Genomic DNA, 12404 nt, shown 5'->3' with positions numbered 1-12404 from the left:
CTCGTTGAGGAACGAGAGGCACGGGGGTGTGTCACGGGGCATCAGGGGACGGCGGAGGGCTGAAAGCTGTGGGCAAGAGAAGGCGCGTCGCCGAGCGGCGGAAGACCAAGCAGCCCGCCGTACTCGGCGGAGTGATCGCCGTGGCCGTCGTCGGCGGGGCGTTCGGTGCGTACAGCCTGTACGGCAGTGGCGCGGCCGCCGACGAGGGGACCACGGCCACCACCCGCAAGGCCGTCAAGACGGGCCCGCTGTCCGCGGCCGAGATCCGTTTGGCGTCCTCCGCCTTCCTCACCGCCTGGCAGAGCGGCGACGTCACCGCGGCCGCCGCCGCCACCGACGACTCGGCGGCCGCCACGACCACGCTGACCGGCTACGGCAAGGACGCCCACATCACCGGCGTGGCACTGAAGCGCGGCAAGCCGTCGGGCGCCGACGTCCCGTTCGACGTCAAGGCCACCGTCACCTACAAGGGCAGGACCAAGCCCCTGACGTACACGTCGAAGATGACGGTCGTGCGCCGGGCGAAGGACGGCGTGGCGCTGGTCGGCTGGAAGCCGTCCGTCGTCCACCCGGACCTTCAGGACGGCGACCGGCTGGTGACCGGAGCGTCGGGGACCCCGCCGGTCACCGCGCTCGACAGCGAGGGCGGTGAGCTGACCGCCGCCGAGTACCCCTCCCTGGGGACGGTCCTCGACGGACTGCGCGAGAAGTACGGCAAGACGGCCGGCGGCAAGGCGGGCATCGAGCTGCGCGTGATCCGCAAGGCCGCGAAGAAGGGCACCCAGAAGACCCCCGACAAGACCCTGGTGACGCTCAGCGAGGGCACCCCGGGCACCGTGAAGACGACGCTCAGCGCGACCCTCCAGGCGGAGGCGGAGCGCCGGGTGGCCGCCAAGGAGAAGGCGTCCGTGGTCCTGATGCGCCCCTCGACGGGCGAGATCCTCGCCGTCGCGAACAGCGGCCACGGCTTCAACACCGCCTTCCAGGGTTCCCTCGCGCCCGGCTCCACGATGAAGGTCATCACCGCGTCGCTGCTCTTCGACAAGGGTCTGGCCTCGGCCGACAAAGCGCACCCCTGCCCCAAGACGTCGACGTACGGCGGGTGGAAGTTCCACAACGACGACGACTTCGAGATCAAGAACGGCACGTTCAAGGCGAGCTTCGCGCGGTCCTGCAACACGGCCTTCATCAGCCAGGCGAAGAAGCTGGAGAACGACGACCTGACCAAGCAGGCCCAGCAGGTCTTCGGCCTGAGCATGAACAACTGGGCCGTCGGCGTGCCGTCGTTCGACGGCGCGGTGCCGGTGCAGAGCGCGGCGCAGATGGCCGCGTCGCTGATGGGCCAGGGCGGGGTCCGCATGAGCCCGCTGAACATGGCGTCCGTCGCCTCCACCGTCAAGTCCGGCACCTTCCACCAGCCGTACCTGGTGGCCCCGTCGGTCGACCACCGCACCCTGGCCACGGCGTCCCGCACCCTGTCGGCGTCCACGCTCTCCCAGCTGCGCGAGGTCATGCAGTACACGGCCGCCGCCGGCACCGCCGCCGAGGCCATGTCCGGTCTCGGCCCCGACTACGGCGCCAAGACCGGCTCCGCCGAGGTCGACAACCAGAAGAAGCCGAACGGCTGGTTCACGGCGTGGAAGGGCGACCTGGCGGCGGCGGGCGTCGTCCAGCAGGGCGGTCACGGCGGCAGTACGGCGGGCCCGATCGTGGCGGCCCTGCTGAAGGCCGGGAGCTGACCGTCCCCGGACCGAACGGCCCCGGGGAGTTGTCCGGGACCCGGTCGCGTGGCGCGTACACCGACCGCTAGCGTGCCGTTCATGAACGCCACCGAAGAGAACGCCGGCGAAGAGCGGTCCCCCGCCGAGTACGCCGCCCACCCCCGTTTCGCCGAGGCCCTGCGGGAATTGGGGCTCGACGAGGTGACCGGGCGCGTCCGTCGCTTCCCCGACCCGACCCGCACCGCCGCCGAGGCCGCCGCCGCGATCGGCTGCGAGCTGAGCCAGATCTGCACATCGCTGTTCTTCGCGGCGGACGGGGCTCCGGTGCTGGTGCTGCTGGACGGCTCGGCGCAGGTCGACATGGAGCTCGTACAGCGGGAGCTGGGCGCCGAGAAGATCACCCGGGCCGGGGCACACCTCGTGCGGGAGTCGACGGGATACGCGACCGGCGCCGTACCGCCCTTCGGGCACCGTACGAAGATCCGCGTCCTGGTGGACCGTTCGCTGCTCGACCACGACACGGTGTGGACCTCGGCGGGCACCCCGTTCACCATCTTCCCGATGGACCCGAAGAGCCTGATCGCCCACGCGGGCGGCACGCTGGTGGACGTGCGCGAGACCATCGCGTGACCCCCCTCGTCACGGCGGCGGTGCTGCTCGCGGCGGTCACCCACGCCAGCTGGAACGCGATCGCGCACCGGATCACCGACAAGCTCGTCGGCTTCACGCTGATCGCGGGCGGCGGCATGCTGATCGGCCTGGTCATGGTGCCGTTCGTGGCGTTCCCCGCGTCCGGGGCCTGGCCGTACCTCATCGCCTCGGCCCTCATCCACATCGCGTACTACGTGCTGCTGATGCGTTCCTTCCGGCTCGGCGACTTCGGGCAGGCCTATCCGATCGCGCGGGGCACCGCCCCGCTGATCGTCACCGTGCTGGCGGCGGTCTTCGCGCACGAGGTGCCCGACGGGTGGGCGGCCTCCGGCGTCGCGCTGTCCTGCGCGGGGCTGACGGGTGTCGCCCTGTGGGGGCTGCGCGGCCGTCGGCCCAACTGGGCGGCGATCGGCGCCGCCCTCGCGACGGGCGTGTCGATCGCCGCGTACACCGTGGTCGACGGTCTCGGTGTACGCGCGTCCGGCACCTCTCTCGGGTACATCGCCTGGCTGATGGCGATCGAGGGCGTGGTGATCCCGGCGTACGCGCTGTACCGCTGGCGCGGTGGGACCGTCTCGGCGCTCAGGCCGTTCGCCGCCGTCGGCTTCCTCGGCGCCGCGCTCTCCGTCACGGCCTACGGGCTGGTGCTGTGGGCCCAGACACGGGCCGAACTGGCTCCGATCGCGGCCCTGCGGGAGTCCTCGATCATCGTGGGCGCCGCCATCGGGGCGGTGTTCTTCAAGGAGCGGTTCGGAGCGCCCAGGATCGCGGCGGCGGGCCTGCTGGTCGTGGGGATCGGGCTGATGCTGCACGCCGGGTAGGTGCCGGGCGGCGAGCGCGACCCGGCACCTACCCCGCGTGAGCCCGCCGGTTCACGCGTTTCAAGATCACCGTCCGGCTCGGGGATCGGGAGCAGCCGCACCCCACCCCCCCTGCTTCCTCCGGGGGAGGCGTCCTCGGTCGGGCGGCTACGCGTCGACGGCCGTCCGTACCGCCCGTACCAGCGCCTGCGCCCGCGCGTCCGCCGTCACGCTCGTGCGGAAGCCGTTGGTCACGTATCCGAAGGCGATGCCCGACTCGGGGTCGGCGAAGCCGAGGGCGCCGCCGCGGCCGGGGTGGCCGAAGGAGCCCGGGGAGAGCAGGGGCGACGCCCCGCCGTGGAGCATGTAGCCGAGGCCGAACCGGGTGTTGACGACGAGGACCCGGTCGGGTCCCGCGGACTGTTCCGCCCGCGCGGCCGCCACCGTCTCCGGCGTGAACAGCCGTACGCCGTCCACCTCACCGATCAGCGCGGCGTAGAAGCGGGCGAGACCGTCGGCCGTGGCGATGCCGTTCGAGGCGGGCAGGACGGCCGCGCGGTAGGCGGGATCGTTCTCGTCGGGCATCGGGGTGATCGCGGCGAAGGCGCGGCGGGTGATGCTGTCCGGGTCGGCGTACGCCTCGGAGACCGCCCGCTTCGGACGGGTCTTCAGACCGCCGGGCGTCGACAGCGCCTCGACCTGTGCGACCCGCCCCACCCGGCCCGCCGCCGCCTCCGGAAGCCCGATCCACAGGTCCAGGTCCAGCGGCCGGGCGATCTCGTCCGCAATCCACCGGCCGATCGTGCGCCCGGTCACCCGCCGGACCAGCTCGCCGGTCAGCCAGCTGTACGTCTGCGCGTGGTACCCGTGCTGGGCCCCGGGCGCCCACACCGGCGTCTGCGCGGCCACCGCGGCGGCCGCGAGGTCGAGGTCGGCGGCCTCGGCGGGGGTGAGCGGACGGTCGAGGACGGGCACTCCGGCCCGGTGCGCGAGCAGGTGCCGCACACGCGTGTGCTCCTTGCCGCGCGCCTTGTACTCGGGCCAGTAGGCGCCGACCGGCGCGTCCAGGTCGAGGTGGCCGCGCTGCGCGAGCAGCAGGAGTACGGCGGCGGCGACGCCCTTCGTCGCGGAGCGCACGATCTGCGCGGTGCCGCGCTGCCAGGGCTCGGTGCCGTCGACGTCGCGGGTGCCGCCCCACAGGTCGACGACCTTGCGCCCGTCGCGGTAGACGGTGACGGCGGCGCCCCGGTCCCCCAGCGCCGCGAAGTTGCCCGCGAACGCCTCCCTGACCGGCTCGAAGCCCTCGGCCACTGTGCCGTTCACGTCCACGCCCGCGCTCCCTGTCGCCTCACCACTGCCAGCACTGAGTGCAACACGCGTCCGCGGCCTTCGATTCCTAGGGCCCCTAGCCCAGCACGATCGTGACCTCGATGTTGCCGCGGGTGGCGTTCGAGTACGGGCAGACCTCGTGCGCCGCGTCCACGAGCTTGGTCGCCACCTCCTGGTCGACGACGGGGAGCGAGACGCTCAGGGCCACCGCCAGTCCGTAGCCGCGCTGTTTGTTGGGGCCGATCCCGACCTTCGCCGCGACCGTGGAACCCGAGAGGTCGTAGCCGGCGCGGCGGCCCACCAGCACCAGCGCGTTGTGGAAGCAGGCGCTGTACCCGGCAGCGAACAGCTGCTCCGGGTTGGTGCCGTTCCCGTCGCCCCCGAGCGCCGGCGGCATCGCGACCTTCAGTTCGAGCTGCCCGTCCTGGCTGGTCACATAGCCGTCCCGGCCGCCGTGCGCGGTGGCCTCGGCGACATACATGATCTTCGTCGGACGGGTGTCGACAACGGCGCCGTCGATCACGGCAGGACCTCCCCCTGAGTGGACAACACAGAAGTGCACAAGTACATCGTGCACAAGGTACTGGCCGGTACGGAGTCCGGAATGCCCAGGGGGGCGGAAACCGCGGACAGCCGGCAGCGCAGGGCCCCGAAGCCCCCGCCAGCGCAAGGTCACGAAGCCCTGGGCGGGGCAAGGCCCGAAGCCCTGGGCGGGGCGAGGTCCCGAAGCCCCGGCAGGTCAGCGGCCCCGGGCCGCCGCGCTCTCCGCGCGCTCCGTCAGCAGCCGGAGCTCCTCGCGCAGGCGCGTGACGTCGGCCCCGCTCATACCGGTCGCCGTCAGCAGGGCCTGCGGCACCTCCTCCGCGCGCTCCCTCAGCAGTTCGCCGCGCCCGGTGAGGGCGACGCGCACGGAGCGTTCGTCGTGCGCCGAGCGCTCACGGCGCACCAGCCCCGCCGACTCCAGCCGCTTGAGCAGCGGAGACATCGTGCCGTAGTCGAGGTGGAGGGCACCGGCCAGTTCCTTGACCGTGGTCTCGCCCCGCTCCCAGAGGACCAGCAGGACGAGGTACTGCGGGTAGGTGAGACCGAGCTCCTCCAGCAGCGGGCGGTACGCGGCGGTCACGGCGCGCTGGGCGGCGTACAGCGCGAAGCACAACTGGTCGTCGAGCAGCAGCGAACCGTCCGGCGGCCCGACGTCCTCTTGTTTGGTCACGCCCCCATTGTCACGGAGCGCGGGTCGAACCCGAAGGGCAGCTCCAGACGGTGGGTGCGCATGAGCTCGTCGTCGGACAGGAGGTCGCCGGTGCGGCCGTCGGCGACGATCACGCCGTCGCTCAGGACGAGGGAGCGCGGGCACAGTTCGAGGGCGTACGGCAGGTCGTGGGTGACCATGAGAACGGTGACGTCCAACGAGCGCAGGATGTCCGCGAGTTCGCGCCGGGAGGCGGGGTCGAGGTTGGACGAGGGTTCGTCGAGGACGAGGATCTCGGGCTCCATCGCCAGCACCGTCGCGACGGCGACGCGGCGCCGCTGCCCGAAGGACAGGTGGTGCGGCGGGCGGTCGGCGAAGGCCTCCATGCCGACGCGCTCCAGAGCCGTACGGACGCGTTCCTCCAGTGCGTCACCCTTCAGCCCCGCGGCGGCAGGACCGAAGGCGACGTCCTCCCGCACGGACGGCATGAACAGCTGGTCGTCCGGGTCCTGGAACACGATGCCGACCTTGCGCCGGATCTCGGCCATGTGCCGCTTGCCGACCGGGAGTCCGGCGACCGTCACCGTCCCGGCGCCGCCGGTCAGGATGCCGTTGAGGTGCAGGACGAGGGTGGTCTTGCCGGCGCCGTTCGGGCCGAGCAGCGCGACGCGCTCGCCGCGCCCGATGGTGAAGTCGACGCCGAACAGGGCCTGGTGCCCGTCGGGGTAGGCGAAGGCGAGGCCGGAGACCTCCAGCGAAGCGGGCACGGCGTGCGTCCCCCCGGGCGTCCCTCCGGACCTGCCCTCGGTCATCCGCTCGGGCATCCCCTCAGCGCTCTCCACAGCCGTCTCCCCAGGTGTACCGGCAGACATCACAGCGTCCATCCCAACAGACATACGACAAGGGCGGCGAACGGAAGGGCGAGGGCGTACGACCACTGCGCCCGGGACGCGGTCACCTCGTCGATGACGGGCATGGAACCGGCGTACCCCCGGCTCACCATGGCGAGATGCACGCGTTCCCCGCGCTCGTAGGAACGGATGAACAGCGCGCCCGCCGACTTGGCGAGCACTCCCCAGTGCCGCACGCCGCTCGCCTCGAAGCCGCGCGACTCCCGGGCGATCCGCATGCGCCGCATCTCGCCGGTGATGACATCGCCGTACCGGATCATGAAGGACGCGATCTGCACGAGGAGCGGCGGGAGCCTAAGCCGTTGCAGGCCGAGGAGCAGTTCACGCAGTTCGGTCGTGGAGGCGAGGAGGACGGAGGTGGCGACGCCGAGGGTGCCCTTGGCGAGGACGTTCCAGGCACCCCACAGGCCGTTGACGCTCAGGGACATTCCCAGCACGTCCACCCGCTCGCCCTCCGCCACGAAGGGCAGCAGCACTGCGAACGCCACGAACGGGATCTCGATCAGCAGCCGCTTCAGGAGGAAGCCCGCCGGTACGCGGGCCTGGCGGGCCACCACCGCGAGCAGCGCGGCGTACAGGGCGAACGCCCACATGGCCTCGCGCGGGGTGGAGACGACCACGATCACGAAGCCGAAGGCGGCGGCGAGTTTGGTGTGCGGCGGGAGGGCGTGGACCGGCGAGTGCCCGTGCCGGTACAGCTTGTGCGTGTGGCCCGCCCCCACCTCAGACGCCTTCCGGCACGGAGACGGGCGAACTGTCGGACGTACGGCGCCTGCGGACCGTCCAGAAGACACCGGTGCCGGCGACGACGGTGACACCGACGCCGATCACCCCCGCGAGACCACCGGAGACACGGGGGTCGGAGACGTCCTTGACGCCGTATCCGGCGAGCGGCGAGTCCTCCGTGGCGTGCTTCCCGGTTCGCGCGTCGATGCCCTTGTCCTTCGCGACCTTCTCCAGGCCGTCGGGGCTCGCGGAGGCGTAGAAGCTGACGAATCCTGCGAGGACCAGGGAGGTGACGAGGCCGGTGATCCACAGCTTGCGGTGCGAGGAGCGGGCGGCGACGGGGGCGGCGGCCGTGGGTGCGTCGACGAGCTCCCCGTTCACCCGCAGCTTGAGCCGCTGCTGGAGGCCGCGGGCGCCGTACACGAGATCGGGCCGTACGGCGATGACGGCGCCGACGGTGAGCGCGGTGATCGCGGCCTCGCCGACGCCGATGAGGACATGGACGCCGATCATGGCCGTGGCGACCTTGGAGATCGCGACGTCGGTGGTGCCGCCGATCGCGTAGAGGAAGGTGAAGGCGAGGGCGGCGGCCGGAACGGACAGCAGCGCGGCGACGAAGGACGCGACGGTGACCGAACGCCGCTTGCGGGGCAGCACCTTCACCAGGCCGCGGAAGAAGGCGTACGAGACGACGGTGGTGACGATCGCCATGTCGGTGATGTTCACGCCGAGCGCGGTGAGGCCTCCGTCCGCGAAGAGGATGCCCTGCATGAGCAGGACGACGGAGACGCAGAGGACACCGGTGAAGGGGCCGACGAGGATCGCGGCCAGGGCGCCGCCGAGCAGATGTCCGCTGGTCCCGGCGGCGACCGGGAAGTTCAGCATCTGCACGGCGAAGATGAAGGCGGCGACAAGGCCGGCGAGCGGCGCGGTCCGTTCGTCGAGTTCGCGGCGGGCACCCCGCAGGCTCACGGCGATGGCGCCGGCGGCGACCACTCCCGTGACGGCGGAGACCGGGGCGTTGATGAATCCGTCAGGCACATGCACCGTTCGATGATAGTGCCTTGTTGCGAATGACTTGCAAGAGCGATGAGACCACGAATAGCCCACGACGGGCGTGAACCCGCGAGCAGTTCACGCCGGCGCGGCGGATGCGGCGGCGGACGGGCCCGCGGGAACGACCCCGTCCGCACGGCCACCGTCGGCATGATCCGCCCCGCGGAACGGATGTGACCGCCGACGCACACATGCGCGCGCCGCGACCGGGCAGGCGTTCTCGAAGGAGATGGTCACGGGCGGCCGGAGAGCGGTTTCCGTGAGATGTGCGACATTGGAATAGTGACGGATTCACAGCTTCCACATATGTGACACAGCGTAAGGAGTCGGTTCATGCATGCTGTCGAACAGTACGCACGCGCCCATATCGTCACCGACACCGCCGACTCCGCCGACGACGAACACCGAGCCGTCCCCGTGGCCCTCCGGTACGACCCGGAGACCGACCCCCGCCAGGTGCACATCACGCTGCCCGGCCCCCATGAGTGGATCTTCGACCGCGAACTCCTCGAACAGGGCCTGCGCGTCCCCGTGAGCAGCGGCGACGTCCGCATCTGGCCGTGCGGCCGCGTCCAGGCCGTCCTCGAGTTCCACTCGGCGCACGGGGTGGCGGTCGTGCAGCTCGACACGAAGGCGCTCATGCGCTTTCTCCGCCGTACGTACACGGCCGCCACCCCGGTGGCTCACTGACTGCCCTGGCTCACTGGCGGCCCGTCGGCACCTCGCCGAGTGATCGGCGAGGTCTCACCGGTGCATCACCGGTGAGACCTCGCGGGGTCCGCAGACTCAGAGCGGGGTCCGCAGACTCAGAGCGGGGTCCGCAGGCTCAGACGCGGGCCAGTTCCCGGTCGTCGTCACCGTCGCGCGGCTTCTCGTCGAGCGCGCGCAGGCCCTCGCCCTCGACATCCACGTTCGGCAGCGCGCGGTCCAGCCACCTCGGCAGCCACCAGGCCTTCTTGCCCATCAGCGCGAGCACCGCCGGGACGAGCGCCATCCGCACGACGAACGCGTCGAAAAAGACGGCGATCGCGAGACCGAAGCCGATCATCTTGATCATCGACTCGCTGGAGCCGATGAACCCGGAGAAGACGGCGATCATGATGACCGCGGCCGCCGTGACAACCCGTGCGCCGTGCTTGAACCCGGTCACGATCGCCTGGCCGGGCTTCTCCCCGTGGACGTAGGCCTCACGCATGCGGGTCACGAGGAACACCTCGTAGTCCATGGCCAGACCGAAGACGACGCCCACCATGAAGATCGGCATCATCGACATGATCGGGCCGGTCTCCTCGACGCCCATCAGGCCGGACAGCCAGCCCCACTGGAAGACCGCGACCACCGCGCCGAGCGCCGCCATCACGCTGAGCAGGAAGCCGAGGGCCGCCTTCAGCGGGACGAGGATCGAGCGGAACACCACGATCAGCAGCAGGAACGCGAGACCGACCACGAGCGCGAGATACGGGATCAGCGCGTCGTTGAGCTTCTGCGAGAAGTCGATGTTCATGGCCGTGGACCCGGTGACCAGAACCGTCGAGTCCGTGTCGGCCCTGATCTCGCCGCCCGCGTCACGGATGGAGTGGACCAGGTTCTCGGTCGTGACGGAGGACGGCTTCGCGTCGGGGATCACCGTGATCATCGCGGTGTCGCCGGCCTTGTTGTACGTCGCCGGGCTGACCGAGACGACGCTCTTGAGGTCCTTCACGTCGTCGGTCACCCGGGCGACCGCGCCCTTCGGGTCGTCGCTCGCCTTGGCGTCGACCACGACCATCAGCGGACCGTTGAAGCCGGGCCCGAAGCCGTCGGAGAGCAGGTCGTAGGCGCGGCGCTGCGTGGTGGACGTCGGCTGTGAACCGTCGTCGGGCAGGCCCAGTTCGAGCGAGGCCGCCGGGATCGCCGCCGCGCCGAGGCCGACCACGCCGAGCAGCAGCACGGCGAGCGGGCGGCGGACGACGAAGCTCGCCCAGCGGGTGCCCATGTTGGGCTTGCCCGCCTTCTTGGCGGCACGGGCGCCGCCCAGCAGCCTGCTCTTCTTGCCGGCCGGCTGGACCCTGCGGCCCGCGTATCCGAGCAGCGCGGGGATCATCGTCAGCGCGATGAGGACGGCGATGGCGACCGTGCCCGCCGCCGCGACACCCATCTTCGTCAGCATCGGGATGTTGACGACCGAGAGACCGACCAGCGCGATCACGACGGTCAGTCCGGCGAAGACCACCGCCGAGCCCGCCGTGCCGACGGCCCGTCCGGCCGCCTCCTCGCGCTCGCGGCCCTCGGCCAGCTCGGCCCGGTAGCGCGAGACGATGAACAGGGCGTAGTCGATGCCGACCGCGAGGCCGATCATCATCGCGAGGGTGGAGGTGGTGGAGCCGAGGTCGAGCACGCTGGCCAGCGCGGTGATCGTCGAGACGCCGATGCCGACGCCGATCAGCGCGGTCAGCAGCGGCAGCCCGGCCGCGATCAGGGAACCGAAGGTGATGACGAGGACGACCGCGGCGATCGCGATGCCGATGATCTCGGTGGAACCGGTCTCGGGCGTCGCCTGGAGCGCGTCACCGCCCACCTCGACGGTCAGTCCGGCGTCCCGCGCGTCCTGCGCGGCGGCGTTCAGGGCGTCCTTCGAGGCGTCCTTCAGCTCCATGCCGGAGACCTCGTACTTCACCGAGGCGTAGGCGATCGACCCGTCCTTGCTCACGGCGTGGGTCTTGAACGGGTCGGCGACCGAGGTGACCTCGGATCCGGTGCCGAGGACCTTGACGGCCTTCTCGACCGTCGCCTTGTTGTCCTTGTCCGCCATCTTCTCGCCGGCGGGCGCCTTGAAGACGACCCGCGCGGTCGCTCCGTCGGCGGCCATGCCGGGGAAGCGGCTCTCCAGCAGGTCGAAGGCCTTCTGGGCCTCGGTGCCGGGGATCGAGAAGGAGGACGATCCGGCGACGGGCGCGGAGGCGGCGCCGACGCCTGCGAGCGTCAGCAGGGCCACCCATATCAGGGCGGCGAAGTGCCGTCGCCGGAAGGCGAGTCGGCCGAGTTTGTAGAGGAACGTGGCCACGAGGGCGTACTCCCGGTCAGGTCGTGGGATGGCAGGGGCTGGTGTGATCACCCGAGTGGGGGCAGGGGGGATCAGCCCGACGACGTGAGCGGCGCGTCAGGTGCGACTACAGCGACTTGCGGTGGTGAAAGGGCGAAGGGGTGGGATTCAGGCGCCGAGAGCGGGGAGAACCACGGCGTCGATGTACGAATGCAGGAAGGCCTGCGTCGGCGGGAGTTCGTCGATCATCGTGCGAGCCGCGAAGGCACCGATGAGCATGTGCATCACGTACTGCGTCGCCGGATTGTCCGCGCGGATCTCACCGCGTTCGACACCGCGCTGGAGCACCCGGCGCAGCTCTTCCAGTTCCGGCTCGATCAGCCACTCCCGGAACGCCTTCAGCAGATCCGGATTTCCGTGCGCCGCCATGGCCAGACCCCGCATCAGCGCGGAGTCCTGCTCCATCTGGCAGTCGTCCTGCCGGAGGGCGAGGGCCAGGAAGTCGCCCCGCAGGCTTCCGGTGTCCACGTCGGAGAACTTCAGCGGCTTCTGATGCCGCAGCGCTTTCACGACGAGCTCGGCCTTGCCGCCCCACTGGCGGTAGAGGGTGGCCTTGCTGGAACGGGTACGGGCGGCGACGGCGTCCATCGTGAGGGCGTCGTAGCCGACTTCCCGAAGCAGGTCGAGCACGGCCATGTACAGCTCGGCCTCACGCTCGGGTGTGATCCGACTGCGACGCACCGTTGCGGCTTCAGCCATCCCACTCACCTTTCCTGCTTCGAACGACACGGATTCGTATGTCTCTGAAGATACCCCCGACGTCAACGAAACGAAACCGTTTCGTACGTGTGCTGAGTCACGTCGGACGTGGGCGGCGGGGGTGCCGGGGCAGGAGCGAGGGGGGACGGGAGGTGGGGGGACGGGAAGCGCAGGGACGGGAGGGAGACGCGGGGACGGAAGGGAGACGCGGGGACGGAAAGGTGACGGGGAGACGGC

12 protein-coding genes are annotated in these 12404 nt (G+C 70.9%); 4 read left to right on the top strand and 8 right to left on the bottom strand.

Going from position 1 to position 12404, the window contains the following annotated elements:
• The first annotated feature begins 68 nt into the window (after positions 1-68).
• The 3 genes from OOK38_RS16505 to OOK38_RS16495 all read left to right on the top strand — a co-directional run bounded on the left by OOK38_RS16505 (position 69) and on the right by OOK38_RS16495 (position 3193).
• Positions 69-1739, top strand: a complete 1671-nt coding sequence (locus OOK38_RS16505; protein WP_266759664.1) for a penicillin-binding transpeptidase domain-containing protein — start codon at positions 69-71, stop codon at positions 1737-1739.
• Positions 1740-1820: 81 nt separating this feature from the next.
• Entirely contained in the window at positions 1821-2351 is a 531-nt protein-coding gene (locus OOK38_RS16500) for a YbaK/EbsC family protein (RefSeq protein ID WP_266759665.1), read from the top strand.
• Positions 2348-3193: a DMT family transporter gene (locus tag OOK38_RS16495; RefSeq protein WP_266759667.1), complete on the top strand. Its 846-nt coding sequence runs from the start codon at positions 2348-2350 to the stop codon at positions 3191-3193. Before OOK38_RS16500 ends, OOK38_RS16495 begins: the two co-directional genes overlap by 4 nt.
• A gap of 147 nt (positions 3194-3340) precedes the next feature.
• Here OOK38_RS16495 and OOK38_RS16490 read toward each other — a convergent pair whose 3' ends face one another.
• The 6 genes from OOK38_RS16490 to OOK38_RS16465 form a co-directional block, all read right to left on the bottom strand.
• Positions 3341-4501, bottom strand: coding sequence for a serine hydrolase domain-containing protein (locus tag OOK38_RS16490; RefSeq protein ID WP_266759669.1), 1161 nt, complete (start codon positions 4499-4501; stop codon positions 3341-3343).
• Positions 4502-4577: 76 nt separating this feature from the next.
• Complete coding sequence (locus tag OOK38_RS16485) at positions 4578-4982, bottom strand: organic hydroperoxide resistance protein (RefSeq protein ID WP_266765727.1); 405 nt, start codon at positions 4980-4982, stop codon at positions 4578-4580.
• Between the two features lie 258 nt (positions 4983-5240).
• Entirely contained in the window at positions 5241-5714 is a 474-nt protein-coding gene (locus OOK38_RS16480; RefSeq protein ID WP_266759670.1) for a MarR family winged helix-turn-helix transcriptional regulator, read from the bottom strand.
• A complete protein-coding gene (locus OOK38_RS16475) occupies positions 5711-6505 on the bottom strand; it encodes an energy-coupling factor ABC transporter ATP-binding protein (protein ID WP_266765728.1) in 795 nt (264 codons plus the stop codon). Before OOK38_RS16475 ends, OOK38_RS16480 begins: the two co-directional genes overlap by 4 nt.
• A gap of 59 nt (positions 6506-6564) precedes the next feature.
• Positions 6565-7326 carry a cobalt ECF transporter T component CbiQ gene (gene cbiQ, locus OOK38_RS16470; protein WP_266759672.1) on the bottom strand — a complete coding sequence of 254 codons (762 nt, stop codon included), beginning with the start codon at positions 7324-7326 and terminating at the stop codon, positions 6565-6567.
• A 1-nt stretch (position 7327) separates the two neighbouring features.
• Positions 7328-8377 (bottom strand): energy-coupling factor ABC transporter permease, encoded by a 1050-nt coding sequence (locus tag OOK38_RS16465; RefSeq protein ID WP_266848557.1) that lies wholly within the window; start codon positions 8375-8377, stop codon positions 7328-7330.
• Between the two features lie 342 nt (positions 8378-8719).
• Here OOK38_RS16465 and OOK38_RS16460 point away from each other — a divergent pair, with 342 nt between their 5' ends.
• Positions 8720-9076 (top strand): SsgA family sporulation/cell division regulator, encoded by a 357-nt coding sequence (locus tag OOK38_RS16460; RefSeq protein ID WP_266759676.1) that lies wholly within the window; start codon positions 8720-8722, stop codon positions 9074-9076.
• A gap of 136 nt (positions 9077-9212) precedes the next feature.
• On the opposite strand, the gene OOK38_RS16455 is transcribed toward OOK38_RS16460, so the two are convergent.
• Complete coding sequence (locus tag OOK38_RS16455) at positions 9213-11429, bottom strand: MMPL family transporter (RefSeq protein ID WP_266759677.1); 2217 nt, start codon at positions 11427-11429, stop codon at positions 9213-9215.
• Between the two features lie 147 nt (positions 11430-11576).
• The gene (locus OOK38_RS16450) at positions 11577-12167 is read right to left on the bottom strand and encodes a TetR/AcrR family transcriptional regulator (RefSeq protein ID WP_266759678.1); all 591 of its coding nucleotides are present in this window, start codon (positions 12165-12167) and stop codon (positions 11577-11579) included.
• Positions 12168-12404: the final 237 nt, after the last annotated feature.

The organism is Streptomyces sp. NBC_00568 (assembly GCF_026341855.1).
Lineage (GTDB): Bacteria > Actinomycetota > Actinomycetes > Streptomycetales > Streptomycetaceae > Streptomyces.
This window is presented reverse-complemented; position numbering and strand designations above follow the sequence as displayed.